The 17,478-nt window shown below is 66.3% G+C and carries 19 protein-coding genes; 11 read left to right on the top strand and 8 right to left on the bottom strand.

What is annotated here, in order from left to right; genetic code table 11:
* Positions 1 to 16: 16 nt before the first annotated feature.
* From ASG20_RS09080 to ASG20_RS19655, 3 genes are read right to left on the bottom strand one after another with little or no spacing between them, the layout of a single operon-like run.
* On the bottom strand, positions 17 to 1,093 hold the full coding sequence (locus tag ASG20_RS09080) for an acyltransferase family protein (RefSeq protein WP_330218667.1): 1,077 nt from the start codon (positions 1,091 to 1,093) through the stop codon (positions 17 to 19).
* Positions 1,094 to 1,103: 10 nt separating this feature from the next.
* The gene (locus ASG20_RS09075) at positions 1,104 to 2,459 is read right to left on the bottom strand and encodes a putative O-glycosylation ligase, exosortase A system-associated (RefSeq protein ID WP_056051285.1); all 1,356 of its coding nucleotides are present in this window, start codon (positions 2,457 to 2,459) and stop codon (positions 1,104 to 1,106) included.
* Complete coding sequence (locus ASG20_RS19655; RefSeq protein ID WP_168371616.1) at positions 2,452 to 2,598, bottom strand: hypothetical protein; 147 nt, start codon at positions 2,596 to 2,598, stop codon at positions 2,452 to 2,454. The genes ASG20_RS09075 and ASG20_RS19655 overlap by 8 nt, the downstream gene beginning before the upstream one ends.
* Positions 2,599 to 2,695: 97 nt before the next feature.
* Here ASG20_RS19655 and ASG20_RS09070 point away from each other — a divergent pair, with 97 nt between their 5' ends.
* The 3 genes from ASG20_RS09070 to ASG20_RS09060 all read left to right on the top strand — a co-directional run bounded on the left by ASG20_RS09070 (position 2,696) and on the right by ASG20_RS09060 (position 6,405).
* On the top strand, positions 2,696 to 3,916 hold the full coding sequence (locus ASG20_RS09070) for a TIGR04063 family PEP-CTERM/XrtA system glycosyltransferase (RefSeq protein WP_056051283.1): 1,221 nt from the start codon (positions 2,696 to 2,698) through the stop codon (positions 3,914 to 3,916).
* On the top strand, positions 3,916 to 4,716 hold the full coding sequence (locus ASG20_RS09065) for a hypothetical protein (RefSeq protein ID WP_056051281.1): 801 nt from the start codon (positions 3,916 to 3,918) through the stop codon (positions 4,714 to 4,716). Before ASG20_RS09070 ends, ASG20_RS09065 begins: the two co-directional genes overlap by 1 nt.
* A gap of 87 nt (positions 4,717 to 4,803) precedes the next feature.
* Positions 4,804 to 6,405: a spinster family MFS transporter gene (locus ASG20_RS09060; protein WP_056051279.1), complete on the top strand. Its 1,602-nt coding sequence runs from the start codon at positions 4,804 to 4,806 to the stop codon at positions 6,403 to 6,405.
* Between the two features lie 251 nt (positions 6,406 to 6,656).
* Here ASG20_RS09060 and ASG20_RS09055 read toward each other — a convergent pair whose 3' ends face one another.
* Positions 6,657 to 7,193 carry a superoxide dismutase family protein gene (locus ASG20_RS09055; RefSeq protein ID WP_056051278.1) on the bottom strand — a complete coding sequence of 179 codons (537 nt, stop codon included), beginning with the start codon at positions 7,191 to 7,193 and terminating at the stop codon, positions 6,657 to 6,659.
* 43 nt (positions 7,194 to 7,236) lie between these two features.
* Complete coding sequence (gene thpR / locus ASG20_RS09050) at positions 7,237 to 7,794, bottom strand: RNA 2',3'-cyclic phosphodiesterase (RefSeq protein ID WP_056051276.1); 558 nt, start codon at positions 7,792 to 7,794, stop codon at positions 7,237 to 7,239.
* A 122-nt stretch (positions 7,795 to 7,916) separates the two neighbouring features.
* On the opposite strand from thpR, the gene ASG20_RS09045 reads away from it, so the two are divergent.
* The 4 genes from ASG20_RS09045 (at position 7,917) to ASG20_RS09030 (ending at position 10,705) form a co-directional block, all read left to right on the top strand.
* On the top strand, positions 7,917 to 8,666 hold the full coding sequence (locus tag ASG20_RS09045) for a Bax inhibitor-1/YccA family protein (protein WP_056052897.1): 750 nt from the start codon (positions 7,917 to 7,919) through the stop codon (positions 8,664 to 8,666).
* A gap of 88 nt (positions 8,667 to 8,754) precedes the next feature.
* Complete coding sequence (locus tag ASG20_RS09040) at positions 8,755 to 9,534, top strand: transglutaminase-like domain-containing protein (RefSeq protein WP_056051274.1); 780 nt, start codon at positions 8,755 to 8,757, stop codon at positions 9,532 to 9,534.
* A gap of 80 nt (positions 9,535 to 9,614) precedes the next feature.
* Positions 9,615 to 9,914 carry a hypothetical protein gene (locus ASG20_RS09035; RefSeq protein WP_056051272.1) on the top strand — a complete coding sequence of 100 codons (300 nt, stop codon included), beginning with the start codon at positions 9,615 to 9,617 and terminating at the stop codon, positions 9,912 to 9,914.
* Between the two features lie 236 nt (positions 9,915 to 10,150).
* The gene (locus ASG20_RS09030) at positions 10,151 to 10,705 is read left to right on the top strand and encodes a hypothetical protein (protein ID WP_056051270.1); all 555 of its coding nucleotides are present in this window, start codon (positions 10,151 to 10,153) and stop codon (positions 10,703 to 10,705) included.
* A gap of 8 nt (positions 10,706 to 10,713) precedes the next feature.
* Here ASG20_RS09030 and ASG20_RS09025 read toward each other — a convergent pair whose 3' ends face one another.
* The 3 genes from ASG20_RS09025 to ASG20_RS09015 form a co-directional block, all read right to left on the bottom strand.
* Positions 10,714 to 11,463 carry an extensin-like domain-containing protein gene (locus tag ASG20_RS09025; RefSeq protein WP_056051267.1) on the bottom strand — a complete coding sequence of 250 codons (750 nt, stop codon included), beginning with the start codon at positions 11,461 to 11,463 and terminating at the stop codon, positions 10,714 to 10,716.
* Positions 11,464 to 11,467: 4 nt separating this feature from the next.
* The gene (locus ASG20_RS09020; RefSeq protein ID WP_056051265.1) at positions 11,468 to 12,232 is read right to left on the bottom strand and encodes an NUDIX hydrolase; all 765 of its coding nucleotides are present in this window, start codon (positions 12,230 to 12,232) and stop codon (positions 11,468 to 11,470) included.
* Between the two features lie 272 nt (positions 12,233 to 12,504).
* The gene (locus tag ASG20_RS09015) at positions 12,505 to 13,509 is read right to left on the bottom strand and encodes a LacI family DNA-binding transcriptional regulator (protein ID WP_056051263.1); all 1,005 of its coding nucleotides are present in this window, start codon (positions 13,507 to 13,509) and stop codon (positions 12,505 to 12,507) included.
* A gap of 125 nt (positions 13,510 to 13,634) precedes the next feature.
* Here ASG20_RS09015 and ASG20_RS09010 point away from each other — a divergent pair, with 125 nt between their 5' ends.
* Genes ASG20_RS09010 through ASG20_RS08995 form a run of 4 tightly spaced genes read left to right on the top strand, consistent with a single transcriptional unit; the run spans position 13,635 to position 17,465 of the window.
* On the top strand, positions 13,635 to 14,879 hold the full coding sequence (locus tag ASG20_RS09010; RefSeq protein ID WP_056051262.1) for an MFS transporter: 1,245 nt from the start codon (positions 13,635 to 13,637) through the stop codon (positions 14,877 to 14,879).
* The gene (locus tag ASG20_RS09005; protein ID WP_056051260.1) at positions 14,876 to 15,940 is read left to right on the top strand and encodes a sugar phosphate isomerase/epimerase family protein; all 1,065 of its coding nucleotides are present in this window, start codon (positions 14,876 to 14,878) and stop codon (positions 15,938 to 15,940) included. Before ASG20_RS09010 ends, ASG20_RS09005 begins: the two co-directional genes overlap by 4 nt.
* Complete coding sequence (locus ASG20_RS09000) at positions 15,937 to 17,082, top strand: Gfo/Idh/MocA family protein (protein ID WP_056051258.1); 1,146 nt, start codon at positions 15,937 to 15,939, stop codon at positions 17,080 to 17,082. Before ASG20_RS09005 ends, ASG20_RS09000 begins: the two co-directional genes overlap by 4 nt.
* On the top strand, positions 17,079 to 17,465 hold the full coding sequence (locus ASG20_RS08995; protein ID WP_082470866.1) for a c-type cytochrome: 387 nt from the start codon (positions 17,079 to 17,081) through the stop codon (positions 17,463 to 17,465). Before ASG20_RS09000 ends, ASG20_RS08995 begins: the two co-directional genes overlap by 4 nt.
* Positions 17,466 to 17,478: the final 13 nt, after the last annotated feature.

The following is a 17,478-nucleotide window of genomic DNA, read 5'->3' as shown; positions in this document are numbered from 1 at the left end:
GACGGGGTTGCGGCTTTTATCGCAGCCCCTCCCCCGACCCCTCCCGCAGGCGGGAGGGGGGCCTGTTGAGTTTGCGTTGCGCGGGGCGTTCTACCAGGTGGTAGAGCGCGATCGAGGCCAGCAGTACCAGGCTGAGGTATAGCGCGATCAATATCGGCGGGACAGCCGCCACGTTGCTGACGAACAGCAACTTGAACACCACCCACAGCATGAAATGGCCGAGATACGTGGCGTAGCTGATCTCGCCAAGATAGTGGATCGTCCGGCTGGAGAGCGGATTGTGATTTGCCGCGGTTGTGAGCGCCAATACGAGTAGCAGGCAAGCGAACGCAGCCGGGACCATCAGCGTTTCGGGTGCTCCAGCCGCCCAGGCCGCGAGAAGCGCGATGCCTGCGGTCGACGCAGCGATAACGATCGGCCTTTTCCTAGCATCACGCCACCGCAGCCAGAGCGCGCTCACGATCGTACCGGTCGCGAACTCGGTCAGGCATCGCAGCAATCCGTAGCGCGGGATATCGGTACCGAGCGTCGGGGCGGCCGTCGTGAGGTAGAGCAGCACGAGGATCGCCAGTGCGACGACCAGCAAGACCGGGCTGGCTAGCCGCCGCCAGTCGACCGTCGCAATCAGCAGCGGAAACAGCAGATAGGCGCCGAGTTCGGCGCTGATCGACCAGCTCGGATTGTTCCAGGCCAGGCGGTCCGTGAACCCCCAATTCTGCACGAGCAGTATGTCGAGCGGGAGTCGTGCGAAGGGATAATCGACCGGGTCGGCGCGGCCGGTCGCGACGAACACCAGCGCTAGCGCCACCGCACCCGCCAGCACAACGATGTGCAGCGGCCAGATCCGCGCGATCCGCTTGCGCAGGAACGGGCCGATCCCGGCGACGCCCTGCACACGCAGGCGTTCATGCCAGGTCAGCCAGATCACGAAACCGGACAACAGGAAGAAGAAGTCGACCGCGAGATAGCCCTTGGCGATGATGACGAGCGCCGCCTGCGGAAGCCCGGCGATCGACAGCCTGATGTGGTAGAGGACGACCAGCCACGCGGCGAGACCGCGCGCGCCGGTCAGCGCCCGAAGCTCGGTCTTCACGCGCAGGTCTTCACAGGGGGGCGGGTCGCGATTGCGGTACGCGGCGCATCGGCCGGAACGTCTGCTCGCTGCGCTTGCGGCCGAGATACGTGTCGAGGCCGATCTGCGCCCCGATCAGCATGTAGATGAACGGCTGGAACGCGATCGCGATGAACGCGGCGCCCAGCAGATAGACGATATGTGCGCTCTGCAATGCGGCGGCGAGCGGTCCGGCCCAGGCGAGTTCGTCGTCGGGATCGCGGTAGCGGCGGCGCAGTACCTCCATCCGGACGATGCCGATCAGGTTGATCGCCAGCCAGAGCGCCAGCCCCGGATAGCCCTGTTCGCCAAGCATCTCGAAATAGGCGCTGTGATACGCGCGCGCCTTGTCGACCTCGACCTTCGTTCCGCCGGTGATCGCGCCACCCTCTGCGGTCTTCAGGTCGTAGCGGATCCGGTTGCCGAGAAAGGCGTTGAACCCGCCGCCGAACGGATGATCCTTCGCATAGTCGATCGTCCATTTCCACACCGCCAGCCGGGTCGAGGCGGATTCGTCCGCCTGATAGGTCTTGATGGTGTTCATCCGGTTGGTGAAGGTCGACGGGAGGAACGGCACGGCGGCAACCCCGAGCGCGGCAATCGCCGCCAGATACAGACCCTTGCGCTTGACCGCGCGCAACGACAGCAGCGCCAGCAGGCCGATGCACAATAGCCCGGTACGGGTCGATGTGCCGACCGGGATCAGCAGGCACGCAAAGACCAGCGCGAGGCAGAAGCCCTTCAGCCGCCAGTCGCGCTTGAAGATCGTGCCATACCCCATGAACCAGAAGATCACCGGGATGATCGCGATCGCGACGGTGCTGATCGTGCTGCCCTCGTACAGGCCGGAATTATTATCGACCATCAGGTTCAACTGGCCATAGCCGCCGCCGCCGCTGGCGATCGTCTTGATCCCGCCGACGATGATGATCGACGAGGCGGACAGGACCATGAACACCAGCAGCGCCTCGATCCGCAACCGCGTCCGCAGCGTCAGCGGCAGGAACGCGGCGAAGATCAGCGCCTTCCACACCCAGTCCCACTTTTCCAGTGCCTCGACCGGGAAGTCGGCTGCGAGCGTGGTGGCCCAGCAATAGAGCATCAGCACGACGATCAGGATCGACCGCGCGCCGACCCGCGTATCGCGCTTGTCGTCGGCGAGCACCCAGCCGCCGACCGCGAGCGCAACCGCGATCAACGAGATCGGGATGGTGTTGAGCAGCAGGTAGGTGAGGCGCTGCGGCGAGACGATATCGATATAGACGTAGACCAGTACCAGCAGGAACGGCCGCCGGAAGCCCATCCCGAAAAACGCCAGCAGGAACGCGATGAAGGCGAGATCACGCACCGGGGCGGGTCTTCGGGGCGGGCTTCTCGGGCGTATCGTGCGGGCTCGGCTCGCGATCGAGGTCGGGGCGCTTGAGCAAAAGGAACGCAGCGAGCATCATCAGCCCGTGGCTGAGGCCGAGTGCGAGATTGTCGATCATAAGGCGGCCTCCTTCCGGCAACGATGCTAGGACCGACAGCTTTAGGTCGGGTCGGTTGACGCGCCGTTAAGCGATGTGGTGGCAAGCGGATAGCACGATGCGCATTCTTCATATCCTCGATCACGGCCTTCCGTTGCAGAGCGGCTATACGTTCCGCACGCGGGCGATCCTCAAGGCGCAGGAGGGGCTAGGGTGGACCGTCGCGGCGGTGACCGGGCCGCGGCACGGCGACGCGTCGGCGTCGGTGGAGTCGGTCGACGGGCTGACCTTTCATCGCACGCCGGCGGCGCTGACGTCCGGCCCGATCGGCGAGGTCGCTGGGATCGCCGCGTTTGCCCGGCGCATCGAGGCCGCGGTCGATGCCTTCAAGCCCGACATCCTCCACGCGCATTCGCCGGTGATCGATGCGCTCGCCGCGCTGATCGTGGCGCGTAAGCGGAAGCTGCCGCTGGTGTATGAGATCCGTGCGTTCTGGGAGGATGCGGCGGTCGGCAACGGAACCGGTACGGCGACGTCGCTGCGCTACCGGGCGACGCGCGCGCTCGAGACGTGGGCGGTGCGGCGCGCGGATGCGGTGGCGGTGATCTGCGAGGGCCTGCGCGGCGACCTGGTCGTGCGCGGGATCGCGGCGGACAAGATCATCGTGTCGCCCAATGGCGTCGATCTCGACCTGTTCGGGACCGCCCCGCCACGCGACGATGCGCTGGGCGCGGAACTGGGGCTCGATGGCGCGGACGTGATTGGGTTCATCGGCAGCTTCTACGATTACGAGGGACTGGACGACCTGATCGCGGCGATGCCGATGCTGGTGGCGCGGCGTCCGAACGCACGCCTGTTGATGGTCGGCGGTGGCCCGATGGAGGCTGCGTTGCGCGCGCAGGCGGGGGCATCGCCGGTCGCCGACGCGATCCGCTTTATCGGCCGCGTCCCGCACGACGCGGTCGAGCGCTATTACGGGCTGGTCGACATCCTCGCCTATCCACGCAAACGGATGCGGCTGACCGAGCTGGTCACGCCGTTGAAACCACTCGAGGCGATGGCGCAGGGGCGGCTGGTCGCGGCGTCGGATGTCGGCGGTCACCGCGAACTGATCCGCGCCGAGGGCAAGGCGAGCGATACCGGCACGTTGTTCGCGCCCGACGATCCCGCCGCGATCGCCGCGGCACTGGGTGCGATGTTCGACGATCGCACGGGTTGGGACGCGCGGCGAGCACAGGGCCGCGCCTTCGTGCAGGCGGAGCGTAACTGGTCGTCAAACATTCTACGCTATGCACCTGTCTATCAGCGGCTCGTTTCAGCCGCGGCACGGGAAAATTGATGGTCGCATTCCTCCGCCAACGCCTGATCCGTTCGGTCCCCGTCTACGGCGCGGTCGTCGGCGCCGTGATCGTCGCGGGCGGCGTCTTCCTGTCGCCGACCACCACCCTCGAAGGCCTGGTCTGGACCACCGGGGTTGCGTCGTTGATCCCGGCCGCCGCACCGCCGCTCGGCATGACGGCGCGCCTGTTGCTGGCCTTGGGCGGTGGCATGCTGGCCGCGGCGCTGCTGTGGTCGTCGATGTTCCTGTTGGTAGGGCCTGGCGGTTTGCTCGTCCGGCGGCCGCGACGCGACGATGATCTGCCCGTGGTCCGTCGCGCCGATGCGCATCCCGACGCTCCGCCGCGCAAACCGATGTCGGCTGCCGATCTCGGCACGCCGATGATGGAGGTCGGCGTCGGCAAGGCGCGTGACGAGCGCGGCATTCCGGTCGATCTCGATCTTCCGCTGGCCGCGTTCGATCCGACGGCGATCCTGCCGACACCGATGGCACCGGCTCGACCGGTGTCGTCGCTGATCCACATCTCGCTGAACGCGACGGAGAGCGTCGCCCTCAACAGAAGGGCGGCAGCCGGCAACGCCGATCCCGTGGCGATGCTCGAGCCGGGGGACGTGCCTGTGGCGAAGGGGCACGCCGATACCGAACTGCCGATGCAGGAGCCGACCGTCGTCGCCCCGGCAACGCCCCCGGCCGAGCCGACCACGCCCCCCAACGAGGCGGCGCAGCCGCAAACGATCGAGACCTTGTTACGCCGGCTTGAGAAGGGCGCGAGCCGTCGGCGGCGGCTTGGGGCACACTGAGGGCCGGGCGTACCCGATAGGGTCGAAACAGCTTTTTCTATCTGGTAAGCTCTGATACCCAAGCTTCGAAAACATCGAGGAGGGATCATGGCGGCGACTATAGACGAGCTTGCTGACCGGTCGGGCGATAGCTCGGGCGTCGTCCCGCCCTCCGAACAGGGCGCATCGCGCTACGCCTGGTACGTGCTGTCGGTGCTGTTCCTGGTCTATGTGCTGAACTTCGTCGACCGGCAGATCATCTCGATCCTGGCGGAGGACATCAAGCGCGACCTCGGGCTCAAGGACCAGGATCTCGGGTTCCTGTATGGCACCGCTTTCGGCGTGTTCTATTCGCTGTTCGGCATCCCGCTCGGGCGGCTGGCGGACAATTGGCACCGCGTCAGGCTGATGACGATCGGGTTGTCGCTGTGGTCGGTGATGACCGCGCTGTCGGGCTTTTCGAAGACCGGCGGGCATCTTGCCGCGGCGCGGATTGGGGTGGGGATCGGCGAGGCTACCGCGAGTCCGTCGGCGTATTCGATCATCTCCGATTATTTCCCGAAGCGGCTGCGCGCGACGGCGTTGTCGATCTACTCCGCTGGATTGTACGTCGGTGGCGGCTGTTCGTTGTTTATCGGCGGGCTGATCGTGCAGGGCTGGAACAAGGCCTATCCCGGCGGCGGACCGCTCGGGCTGGTCGGCTGGCAGGCGGCGTTCATGGCGGTCGGCGTGCCGGGACTGTTGTTGGCGGTGTGGATTGCGACGCTGAAGGAGCCGATCCGCGGGCTGGTCGAGGGTCTGCCCGAGCCGGAGAAGCATCCGGCGCCGTTCCGCGCGTTCGGGGCCGAGCTGGTGACGATCGTGCCGCCGCTGACCTTGATCGGCGCGGCGATGGGGGGAGCGCGAGCGCTCGGGTATAATCTGGTTGCGCTTGCGGCGGTGGTCGCGGCGGTGTCGGGGCTGGTCGCGGCGGGCGAGCCCTGGCCGCAATGGGTGGCAATCGGGATCGGCGTGTATGCGGTGTTCTCGTGGGCCTCGGCGCTGAAGCGGCGCGATCCGCCGACCTTCGCGCTGATCGTAGGGACGCCCGCGTTTCTCTGCACGGTGGTGGCGTATGGGCTGAACGCGTTCCTGAGCTATGCCGCGAGTTTCTGGGCGGCGCCCTATGCGTTGCGCGAGCTTGGCGCGACGCCGGCGTCGGCGGGGTTCATGATCGGCAGCCTCGGCGCGACCGCGGGTTTCCTGGGGCTGACGATCGGCGGGGTGGTGTCCGATCGGTTGCGGCAAGGGAATCCGGCGGGGCGGTTGTGGGTGGTGATCTTCGGTGCGGTGGTGCCGGTGCCGTTCCTGATCCTTGCCTTCACCGCGTCGTCACCGGTCGCGTTCTATACCGGGATATTCCTCGCGCAGTTGACCGCGTCGTGTGCGCTCGGGGCGGCGGCGGCGACCACGCAGGACATGGTGTTGCCGCGGATGCGGGGGACGGCGACCGCGACGTTCTTTATCGGGACGACGCTGATCGGGCTCGCGCTTGGGCCATATATGGCGGGGCGTGTGTCGACGCTGACCGGGAGCTTGTCGATCGGGATGCTATCGTTGCTGGTGGTGACGCCGATTACCTTGGCGTGCGCGGTTGCGGCGTATCGGCTGGCACCTGGGGCTGAAGCTACGCGGGAGGCCCGAGCGCGGGCCGCGGGGGAGGCGGTTTAACCGCTCCTGTTGACCCCATCCCGGCCACCCTCTTCCGTTCGTGCTGAGCGAAGTCGAAGTACCTACGCTTGGGGCGTGCCCTTCGACTACGCTCAGGGCGAACGGGGAGGGGCAGGTCAGTGCGCGAGAGATGTGCTTCGATACGAGCCCTCGATACGCCGCCTTCGGCGACTACTCGGTCTCTACTCAGCACGAACGGAAATTATACACGCGAACACGCCCCTCCCGAAGCGTTAGGAGGGGCTACGTGCTTACCCCGCCTGGAACACCCCGCAGGCGATGCGCCCGCCACTGTTGCCGGACGGATCGGTCATCAGGTCGTCCGGACTCGCGTGCACCACGAATGCCGAGCCGTCCGTATCCATCAGGCCGGCCATCGTCGCGCCTGGGATCGTGATACCGATCGTGCCGCGGCCATCGGTGCCGATCACGAGGTTGGGCAGGTCGCCTTCATGCGGGCCCTGCGGGTTCATGCTGCCGTGCTTCATGCCGGTCGGGTTCCAGTGCCCGCCCGCGGTCGTGAAGTCGGGGGCTTCGCAGCGGCCGACCATGTGGATGTGTGCGCCGTGCGTGCCGGGGGGCATCGCCTTGGCGTCGAGCGTGAAGCGGAGGCCGCCCGCGACTTCGGTGGCGGTGGCGCGGCCGACGTCGGTGCCGGTCGCGGTCTGGAGCGTGGCGGTGGCGCGCTGGCCGCCTGCGACGGGTGCGCCGGTCTCCATGCCATTCTTCTCGCAGGCGGTCAGCCCGATCGTCGCCGCGCCGAGCAATGCCAGTGTCGCAATCCGCATAGTGTCTCTCCCTGTTGTCTCTTGGCGAACCCTTCGCCGTGGCTCAGGTTCCACCCCCGGTATCGAGCGCCCAGCGCGCGACCGGTTCGTACGTCGCGCCGTCGCGGCCGAGATAGCTCTGGTACAGCACGAGATGGGGCAGCGGGAAGGGCGCGCTCGACAGTGCGGCATGCGTCGCGAGCCAGTCCTCGAGCGCGAACCCGACGCCCGCCGACCGTGCCAGCCGCGCGACGGTGATGTGCGGGAGATAGGCGCGATGTTCGGGCGGGAGGCCGGCGCAGACGCATGCCTGATCGACCTTGCGGTGGAGGGCGGCGAGCGCCTCGTGCGGCGACACGCCGGCCCATAGTGTATCTGTCCGTCCGCGCTTCTCGAAGCGGCCGACTCCGGTGAGCGCGACGCTCGGTACCGGCGCGACGATCTGGCTCAAAGCGACGGCGACGTCCTCGGCGACCGGTCGTTCGATCTCGCCGATGAAGCGGAGAGTCACGTGCAGCTGCTCCTCGTCCTGCCATCGTGCGGTGGGCACGCCCTCCATTATGTCGAGCAAGCTCTGACGGATAGCGGGCGGCGGGCGGAGGGCGACAAAAAGGCGGATCATGGATTGCGGCAGGTTAACCGCGAACCACCATGCCGATGCAACCACTCTGCTTGAAAAGCGTCCTGTAAAAGACGATATTCACTGTAACCGGCACCATGCCGGACAAAGGAGCTGATTTCACCATGGCTAATTGGTCTGACCCCCGGCCCCGCGCCGCGCCGTTCGGAACGACGGCCACGGGCCAGCGTACCGAGGCCTATGACGCTGGTCTCCGGTCGTACATGCTGTCCGTGTATAACTACATGGGCTCGGCTGTCCTGCTGACGGGCATCGTCGCGATGCTGTTCGCATGGGGCGGCGCAGAGTCGCCTGCCGCACAGGTGTTCATGAGCGGTGGCATCCTGAAGTACGTCATCATGTTCTCGCCGCTCGCGATCGTGTTCGGCATGAGCTACGGCCAGAACAAGATGTCGACCGGCACGATGCAGATGCTCTTCTGGGGCTTTGCCGTCCTGATGGGCCTGTCGATGTCGACCATCTTCCTGGTCTATAGCGGCACGTCGATCGCGGGTGCGTTCTTCGCTACTGCAGCCGGTTTCGCTGGTCTCAGCCTGTACGGCTACACCACCAAGCGCGACCTGTCGGCGTTCGGGACGTTCCTGATCATCGGTGTCGTCGGCCTGCTGGTCGCGAGCCTGATCAACATGTTCCTGCAGTCGGGCGTGATGCAGCTGGTCATCAGCGGCGTCGGCGTGCTGCTGTTCGCGGGCCTCACCGCCTACGACACGCAGCGTACCAAGAGCCTGTACGCGCAGGTCGCGGGCACGGACATGGTCGGCAAGGTCGTCATCATGTCGGCGCTGAGCCTCTACCTCGACTTCATCAACATGTTCATGTTCGTGCTGCGTCTGTTTGGTAGCAGCCGCAACTAACTCCCGCTAAGGGTGTGACGAACGCAGGGCTCGGCGGGACACCGCCGGGCCCTTTTCTTTTGGCCTCGGGACAGGAATGGGACGCGCAATGCGGCTCTCGATCGACGTGCGTCTGGATTACGGGATCACGGGGGATGCCGATGTGCTCCTCCAGATCGAGGCTGCGGCGATGGTCGACCAGACGATCGAGTCCGAGTCCCTTACCCTGTGGTCCGACAGTCCGATCCGGGCGGTGCGCGGCGAGGACGGGATCGGCCAGCGTTGCTGGTCGCGCGGGCATGGGCGGTTCACGGCCGAGTATAAGGCCATCGTCGCCGTAAATCGCGAGCGGGTGCAGCTCGAGCTGTATCCGGCGACGCCGCCGCGGATGCTCGATGGCGAGCTGACGCCGTATCTGATGCCGAGCCGCTATTGTCCGTCGGACCGGTTCGAGGGCTTCGTCGCGCGCGAGTTCGGGGGGCTGGAAGGCGGTCCGCTGGCGGCGGCGCTGACCGAGTGGGTGTACCAGTCGCTCGACTATCGCTGCGGGTCGAGCAGTGGCGAGACGACCGCGCTCGATACGTTTGCTTCTAGGTCTGGGGTGTGTCGGGACTATTCGCATCTGCTGGTGTCGCTCGCGCGGGCGGGCGGGATCCCGGCTCGGTGCGTGTCGGCCTATGCACCGGGGGTCGATCCGCCCGACTTCCATGCGGTCGCGGAGCTGTGGCTGGCAGGCGACTGGCGGTTGATCGATGCGACGAAGATGGCGACGTGCAGCGATATCGCGCGAGTTTGCGTCGGGCGCGATGCGACCGATATCGCGTTCATGACGGTGTTTGGTCAGGCGTATCTGTGGGAGCAGACGGTGAAGGTGACGCCGCTGGATTGAGCCGCTCCCCGGCGCGGTTCGGGGGAAACAAAGCGCCCTTCGACCGTTGGTCACCGCCAAGATTAAAAAGGGACGTCGCAATGACCGACATAGACAAGAGCGCGCTGGATAGCCTGTCCGTAGCGCCCGACGACAAGGATGCGGAGGGCAAAAGCTCGGGTCGCGATCCGCGCCAGGAAGCGGGCCAGGACAAGTCGATCGGCAAGCGCCTGCAGAAGAACCCCGACAGCGCCGACGCGCGTCTCGACAACGGGCTCGACGAGTCGATGGACGGCAGCGATCCGATTTCGGCGACGCAGCCGGGGTCTGGTACCGAGCCGGCGAAGTCGTCGGGCTATGACGAGGATGCCGAGCGGGCGCTGCGCGAAAAGCAGGCGTAAGCCTCGCATCTGCTCAACGAACGGGCGTCGGTCGGCAACGACCGGCGCTTTTTTGTTGCCCAAACGCCGCGCAAGACGATCAAATCGCTTAGTTTCGTTCGGTTCGTCGCAGCCTTGTTGCAGCGCAACAGCTTTCATGGTCGCTTGGTGTTACGGAAAGATGACGCGCGATAGGGTCGTTGTTAACCATCTGAGCGCATAGTCTGCCGGTTCCTTGACGAGAGCGGGGTGACGACATGGCTTCCAGAATGAAACCGGCACAGGGGTCGATGACCCTCGCCGAAATGAAGGAATTCGCGGCTTTTCCGAGCGCTGCGCAGCGCTACATCCGACGGTCTCTGGATGTCGGGCTGGACCGTGACGACGCGACCGAGCGGTGGTCCCGCGATGTCGTCGAGGCGGCAAGCATCCGTGCCCAGGCGAGACTCTACAATGCGCTGCCCGATCTTCGCGTCATGGTGCCCGACGACAGCGGTCTCGACGCAATCGAGCCTTTCCTCGCTCCGCTGATGACCCTCGTCGCGTTCGATCTGGGGCAGGGGCGGTTGACCAGCTTTTCCGCATTGCGCTTCCTGTACGAGCGGCTGATCGGGGCGGAGGTCCGGCCGTGGCTGCCGTCCGCGTTCTGCGCTGCCGCCGCGCTGCCGCATCTGCATCCCGAACTCCGGCGAAAATTGCTCCAGTCGATCAGCGAAGCCGCGGCGACCGCGTCGGGCTGGTCGAACCGTCAACCCGCGTTCTTTCCATATTGGGTGGAGAAGGTCGATTCGGGGACGACGCTGGCGAACTGATCGAAGACTTAACGACACGCGCGCCAGCCGATCGATCCGCGTTCGGCCTGGTCGAGGTGGAGATGGTCGGCATGTGCGGCATTGTAATCGGGTGACAATGTCGTCGCGAACAGCGTGCATGCGCCGTCGCGCACGTCGTGAAGAAACGCCGCTTTCGCCGTGTCGCCCCGCCAGTCGCGCGCGATCGTGATGCGCGTGCCGTCGCTGAGCCGAAACCCCGCGATGTCGGCGGCGTCCGCGGTCGAATGCTCGCTCCAGCCGGTCGCGCCGCTGCCCAAGATGCGGCGGCAACTATAGCTGCCGAGATGATCGATCCGTGCGACTTGGGCGCCAAAATGCCGCTGTGCGGCAGGCTGCACGACATTCCACTCCCACATCGCTAGCGCCGCCGCGACCGGGCAGGATAGGCGCAATCCCGCCGGGATGAACGCGACCCGCCGAACATTGCCATCTGCCGTGCGGGGATCTTCGACCAGGCGAACCCCATCGGCATAGCCGCATCGATCCCCGTCCCGAAGGGGCGGCAGGACCGCATAGGACACGCCGGCCTGGTCGAGCAGCGCCCGGCATGCTGGAAAATCCCGGGTCAGCGCCGTCAGCTTGCGGCCGGTGAACGCGCCGATCGGTTGGCCGAGATCGAGCGGAGTCCACGGCAGGTCCTGCGGTCGCCCCCGCAGGTTGGCCCACAGCACGAGGCAGAGCGCGACCAGCAATGCGAGCCCCGTAAGCCCGCCGATCGTACGACGAAGCGCCCGCATGCGATCAGCCGCGGACCGCGTCGCTGAGCCGCTCCACGGTCACGGGATAGCCGAGATGGTCGGGAATGCAGAGATGATCGACGCCGTCGCGCGTCTCGATCCACGGGGTAATCGTGCGAACCGGGTGACTCCGCGCCTGCGCGATTGCCGCCTCGACATCGGCGAATTGCGCCAGCCGTTCGAGATTGCGACGGGTCGGGAAGATGATCGTGGCCCGGCCTGCATCGGCATCCGCCAACACGTCGGCGGCGGTGGACCAAAACAGGCGGACATTCTCCGTTGCGTCGACGCGGGGTGCGGGCGCACCGGCGGGCAGGCGGGCCAGATAGAAGCGCGTGTCGAAGATCCGCACGGCGGCGTGCGCGGGCAGCCATCGCGCGAAATACTCGAGCGCATCGAGATCGACCCGCGTTTTGGCCTCCGCCAGCACCTGCGCGAACGGGAACCCCGCGTGCAAGGCGGCCCTGAGCGTCGCGAGCGTCGATGCCGACGGTGCCGGCGACAGGCCGATCGCCAGTCCGACTTCCTCGATTGTCTCGCGGATCGCTGCGATCCGCGCGGCGGTATCGGCGTCGGGACGCCCCAGCAACGCAGCCAGCGTATGATCGCCCGGATCGACCCGCCCGCCTGGAAACACGAGTGCGCCGCCCGCGAACGCCATCGCCTTCGCGCGCTCGACCATCAGGATCTGGGGTGGCCCTACCGATGCTTCGCGGAACACGATCAACGTCGCTGCAGGAATCGGGGGCGTCGGGTCTGAGTCGGGCATGGCCCGCGATACCTCGCGAACGGCCGGTCCGGTAGCGTATGCGCGAAGTCTGCCAATTGGTCTCGATCGGCGGGGTTCAGGACATTGAAGGCTCGAACGTCTGTAAATCTCGGACGGATCTCCGTTCAGCGGGGGCGCCCATAGCGTTATTGGAGCCACCGCCGATAGCCCGCTTCAGTTCGGCTAAGCTTTGATCCAGAGACGCAGCGTGCGTTACCCGAAAGAGTAAACGACGGTCAGTCTCGGGCATACAATCCTGTCGCCGATTTCTATCATCGAGGGCGAAGTGCCGCGGTGCTTTTCCTCACCACGAGTTCGTGATGGAGTGTGACTTGCTGCGGGGGGCCGTCGACGCCGCGCAGGATGTCGACGAGCAGTTCGACCGTGCGGCGCCCGATCATGCCCTTGGGCTGGGCGATGGTGGTCAGCGGCGGCTGGAAATAACGGGCGAGCGGCAGGTCGTCGAAGCCGATCACCGAGATGTCGGCGGGGCACGATAGCCCCGCATCGCCGATCGCTTTGAGCGCGCCCATCGCCATTTCGTCGCTGAAGCAGAATAGCGCGGTGACGTCGTGTGCGAGCAGGTCGCGGGTGTGATCGACCGCGGATCCGGCGGAATAGTCGCCGATGCGGATGTGCAGGCTGTCGCGCAGGCCGGCGCGGGTCGCGGCGATGATCGCGCCGGCGAGGCGGTCGCGGCTGATCGGGCTTATCTCGGGGCCTGTGATGACACCGATGGTGCGGTGGCCGAGCACGATCAGATGCTCGATCGCGTCGGCGCTCGCCGCGGCGTTGTCGATATGGACGCTGGGGACGCCCAGATCCGGGCTGTATTCGCAGCCGTTGACGATCGGCGCAGCGGTCCCCTTGCGTGCCAGCAGCGGGGCAAGGCTGGCGGGCAGGCGGTGGCCGAGGAAGATCAGCCCGTCGACTTCGCGGCGCGAGAGCATATCGGCGTACTGATCCTCGACGTCTGGATCGTGCCGCGTGTCGCCGACGACGACCGAATACCCCGCGTCTCGCGCCGCCTCCTCCGCGCCGCGGATGACGCTGGCGAAGAACGCGTTCGAGATGTCGGGGACCGTCAGCAGGATCTTCGCCGCGCGCAAAGTCCGCAGGCTGCGCGCGGCGACATTGGGCGCATACCCCGACTCGCGGACGACCGCGAGCACCCGCCGCCGTGTTTCCTCGGACACCTGTTCGGGGCGGCTCAGTACGCGCGACACGGTGGCGGTGGAGACGCCCGCGAGTGCGGCCACTTCGATAATCGTCGGCATCGGTTCGTCATGGATCCGGTTGGGGGCAGTGTCGATATATATCCGATGTAATCCTTTACATTCGTTTCACGCCTCCGTAGCCTTGTGTCCGACAAGCAGGAAAACTGCGATCGGAGAGGTGGCGAATGGCCGTGACGAACGATGGATTTCAGGCCGCGCCCGCCGTCGGTGGGATGCTGACCGGCCGCCTGAGCGTGATGATGTTCATGCAGTTCTTCGTCTGGGGCGCCTGGACCGTCACGCTCGGCCTCGTCATGCAGACCGTCGGCATCGGCAACCTCATCGGCAACGCGTTTTCGGTCGGGCCGATCGCGTCGATCGTCGGGTCGTTCCTGCTTGGCATGGCGGCAGCGCGCTATGTCAGCCCGCGGATGCTGATGGTGACCCTGCACCTGATCGGCGGCGTATTGTTGTTCGTGCTGCCGTCGCTGGTCACGCCGGAAAATGGCGGCACCTTCGTCTGGCTGCTGCTCTGCTACATGATCCTCTACATGCCGACGGTCGGCCTCGCAAACACGATCGCGCTGAAGAGCTTTGGCGAGCGGACCGACAAGTTCCCGTTCGTCCGGGCGTTCGGTACGCTCGGCTGGATCACCGCCGGGCTGATCATCGGATGGGCAGGGTTGTCGGCGAGCCCGGAGATCTTCCGCGTCGCGGCGGTCGTCTCGATCGCGTTGGGGCTCTACAGCTTCACCTTGCCGAACGTGACGGCAGACGCGCCGCGCGACGAGAGCGTTCTCCGCCAAGTGTTCTGCGTGGAGGCGTTCGGGCTGCTCCGCCAGCGCTCGTTCCTGATCTTCATGAACTGCGCGACGCTGATCTCCGTCCCGCTGGCGATGTATTACGCTTATGCCTCGCCCTATGTCGGCGCGACCGGCATCAGCAACGTCGGCGGCACGCTCGCGATCGGCCAGATGTCCGAATTGGTGTTCATGTTCTCGATGCCGTGGCTGTATCGCCGGTTCGGGGTGAAGCCGCTGCTGCTGGTCGGCATGGCCGCCTGGGCGTTGCGCTACGCCCTGTTCGCGATCGGCGATGGCGGTTCGTCGATCTGGGCGGTGTATCTCGGCGTCGCGCTGCACGGCGTGTGCTATGATTTCTTCTTCGTCGCCGGCGCGATCTACACCGGTACGATCGCCACGCCGAAGGGGGTCAATGCGCAGGCGCAGGGGATGCTGACGCTGTTCACCTACGGCGTCGGCATGCTGCTCGGGTCGCAGATCGGCGCGCTGCTGTATGCGCAACTGCCGGCCTCGCCGACCATCACCGACTGGCAGCATATGTGGTGGTATCCCGCCATCGCCGCGGCGGTGATCGCGCTGCTGTTCCAGTTCACGTTCCGCGACGACACCAGGAAGATCGCAGCATGACCGGCATGAAGGGGCCGGGGATATTCCTCGCCCAGTTCCTTGGCGACGAAGCGCCGTTCGACACGCTCGACGGGCTGGCGGAATGGGCGGCAGGGCTCGGCTATGTCGGCGTCCAGATCCCCTGCAACGCGCAGTTGATCGACCTGAAGCTCGCCGCCGAGAGCAAGACCTATTGCGACAACCTTCGCGGGACGCTCGCCGAGCACGGCATCGAAGTCACCGAATTGTCGACGCATCTGCAAGGCCAGCTCGTCGCTGTGCACCCGGCGTATGACACGCTGTTCGACGGCTTCGCGCCCCCCGAAGTCCACGGCAAACCTGCCGAGCGCCAGCTCTGGGCGGTCGAACAGGTCAAGCTCGCCGCGCGCGCCAGCGCCAATCTCGGCCTGTCCGCGCACGCCACCTTCTCCGGCGCGCTGGCATGGCCGTACGTCTATCCATGGCCGCAACGCCCCGCCGGCCTAATCGAGGAAGCTTTTGCCGAACTAGCGCGGCGTTGGACCCCAATTCTCGACGTGTTCGAGGATGTCGGCGTCGATTGCGCGTTCGAGGTGCATCCGGGCGAGGACGTCCATGACGGCGCGACCTGGGAGCGGTTCCTGGCGGCAGTCGACAACCATCCCCGTGCTCGTCTGCTGTTCGATCCGTCGCATTTCGTGTTGCAGCAGCTCGACTATCTCGACTTCATCGACCGCTATCACGACCGGATTTCGTGCTTCCACGTCAAGGATGCCGAGTTCAACCCGAACGGGCGCACCGGCGTCTATGGCGGCTACGAGAACTGGGTCGACCGCGCCGGCCGGTTCCGTTCGCTCGGCGACGGGCAGGTCGATTTCTCCGCGATCTTCAGCAAGATGGCGCAATACGGCTATGACGGCTGGGCGGTTCTCGAATGGGAGTGCGCGCTCAAACGATCCGATGACGGCGCCCGCGAAGGCGCGCCGTTCATCCGCGACCACATGATCCGCAAGACCGAACGCCCGTTCGACGACTTCGCCGCCAGCGGCATCGACCGGGCATCGATACGCAAGCTGCTCGGGCTGTCGGAGAAGCAGGCATGAGCCGGCTTCGTCTCGGCATGGCCGGCGGCGGGGAAGGGGCCTTTATCGGCGCCGTCCACCGGATGGCGGCGGCGCTCGACGGCGATTGGGACCTGGTGGCGGGTGCGTTCAGCACCGATGGCGGGCGCAACACGCGCACCGGCGAGCGGCTCGGACTGGATCAGCGGCGGGTCTACCCATCGCTCGACGCGTTGATCGCGCACGAACGCACACTGCCCCTGGACGAACGGATCGAGGCGCTCGCGATCGTCACGCCGAACCACCTTCACGCGCCGATGGCGATTGCGGCACTGGACGCCGGCGTCCACGTGTTCTGCGAAAAGCCGATGGCGATGAGCGTCGTCGAGGCCGAAGCGATCGCCGCAGCCGCCAAGGCCAGCGGTCGCCAGTTCGCGCTGGCGTTCACGTACAGCGGCTATCCGCTGATCGAGGAAGCGCGCGCGCGCGTGGCGCGTGGCGATTTCGGCGCGATCCGGTTGGTGCAGGTCGAATATCTGCAAGGCTGGCTCAGCCAACCGATCGACACCGACGGCAACAAGCAGGCCGAATGGCGGACCGATCCCGCGCGCGCCGGTCTCGGCGGCTGTCTCGGCGACATCGGCACGCATGCGTTCCAGCTTGCCGAGCATGTCTCCGGCCTGTCGGTGGAGTCGGTCTCGGCGGACCTCACCACGCATGTCGAGGGCCGGCGGCTCGACGACGACGTCAGCGCATTGCTCCGGTTCCAGGGCGGCGCGCGCGGCGTGCTGAAGGCGAGCCAGGTCGCGGCCGGCGAGGAGAACGGGCTGCGACTGCGCATCCACGGCGAACGCGGCGGGCTCGACTGGTCACAGACGGAGCCCAACACGCTGACACTCCGCTGGCTGGATCGTCCGGCCGAGATCGTACGGACCGGCGGGCCCGGCATGCTCGACGCCACCGCCACGCTGGTGCGGACTCCGGCTGGGCATCCCGAGGGCTATATCGAGGCGTTCGCCAACCTCTACCGCGCATTCGTTTCAGCGATCCGCAGCGATGGCAACGACCGTTGGTTTCCAGGCGTGACCGATGGCCTGCACACGATGCGCTTCATCGAAGCGGTGATCGCCAACGCCGCATCGGACCAGAAATGGACTTCAGTAAATCCGGGAGACTCTGAATGAAGTTGCTCATGGCCTTGGTCGCGGGAAGCATCGCGGCGGTTGCGGCGGTCACGATATCCGCGCCGACCACTGCACAGTCGACCGCGGCCTCGCCCCCGGCGTTCGCCGCTTGCCGCGCCTGTCATACCGTGGCGAAGGGCGGCCGCAACGGCATCGGCCCGAACCTATACGGCGTGGTTGGCCGTGCGGCCGCCGCTACACCCGGCTTCAACTATTCGGCTGCGATGAAGGCGTCGAAGCTGCGCTGGGACGAGCAGACGCTGAACGAGTATCTCGCCGCCCCCCAGAAGAAGGTGCCCGGAACGCGGATGCCGATCGCGACGCCCGATGCGGCCAAGCGGGCTGCGATCATCGCGTACCTCAAGGCGGAGGGCGCGAAGTGATCGCGCGGCGCGC

It is taken from the genome of Sphingomonas sp. Leaf198 (genome assembly GCF_001424005.1).
Lineage (GTDB): Bacteria > Pseudomonadota > Alphaproteobacteria > Sphingomonadales > Sphingomonadaceae > Sphingomonas.
This window is presented reverse-complemented; position numbering and strand designations above follow the sequence as displayed.

Excerpts from the sequence above, each read along its gene's own strand:
- ASG20_RS19655 (WP_168371616.1), bottom strand. The coding sequence starts at position 2,598 with ATGATCGACAATCTCGCACTCGGCCTCAGCCACGGGCTGATGATGCTC.
- ASG20_RS09070 (WP_056051283.1), top strand. The coding sequence starts at position 2,696 with ATGCGCATTCTTCATATCCTCGATCACGGCCTTCCGTTGCAGAGCGGC.
- ASG20_RS09065 (WP_056051281.1), top strand. The coding sequence starts at position 3,916 with ATGGTCGCATTCCTCCGCCAACGCCTGATCCGTTCGGTCCCCGTCTAC.
- ASG20_RS09060 (WP_056051279.1), top strand. The coding sequence starts at position 4,804 with ATGGCGGCGACTATAGACGAGCTTGCTGACCGGTCGGGCGATAGCTCG.
- ASG20_RS09055 (WP_056051278.1), bottom strand. The coding sequence starts at position 7,193 with ATGCGGATTGCGACACTGGCATTGCTCGGCGCGGCGACGATCGGGCTG.
- thpR (WP_056051276.1), bottom strand. The coding sequence starts at position 7,794 with ATGATCCGCCTTTTTGTCGCCCTCCGCCCGCCGCCCGCTATCCGTCAG.
- ASG20_RS09045 (WP_056052897.1), top strand. The coding sequence starts at position 7,917 with ATGGCTAATTGGTCTGACCCCCGGCCCCGCGCCGCGCCGTTCGGAACG.
- ASG20_RS09040 (WP_056051274.1), top strand. The coding sequence starts at position 8,755 with ATGCGGCTCTCGATCGACGTGCGTCTGGATTACGGGATCACGGGGGAT.
- ASG20_RS09035 (WP_056051272.1), top strand. The coding sequence starts at position 9,615 with ATGACCGACATAGACAAGAGCGCGCTGGATAGCCTGTCCGTAGCGCCC.
- ASG20_RS09030 (WP_056051270.1), top strand. The coding sequence starts at position 10,151 with ATGGCTTCCAGAATGAAACCGGCACAGGGGTCGATGACCCTCGCCGAA.
- ASG20_RS09025 (WP_056051267.1), bottom strand. The coding sequence starts at position 11,463 with ATGCGGGCGCTTCGTCGTACGATCGGCGGGCTTACGGGGCTCGCATTG.
- ASG20_RS09020 (WP_056051265.1), bottom strand. The coding sequence starts at position 12,232 with ATGCCCGACTCAGACCCGACGCCCCCGATTCCTGCAGCGACGTTGATC.
- ASG20_RS09015 (WP_056051263.1), bottom strand. The coding sequence starts at position 13,509 with ATGCCGACGATTATCGAAGTGGCCGCACTCGCGGGCGTCTCCACCGCC.
- ASG20_RS09010 (WP_056051262.1), top strand. The coding sequence starts at position 13,635 with ATGGCCGTGACGAACGATGGATTTCAGGCCGCGCCCGCCGTCGGTGGG.
- ASG20_RS09005 (WP_056051260.1), top strand. The coding sequence starts at position 14,876 with ATGACCGGCATGAAGGGGCCGGGGATATTCCTCGCCCAGTTCCTTGGC.
- ASG20_RS09000 (WP_056051258.1), top strand. The coding sequence starts at position 15,937 with ATGAGCCGGCTTCGTCTCGGCATGGCCGGCGGCGGGGAAGGGGCCTTT.
- ASG20_RS08995 (WP_082470866.1), top strand. The coding sequence starts at position 17,079 with ATGAAGTTGCTCATGGCCTTGGTCGCGGGAAGCATCGCGGCGGTTGCG.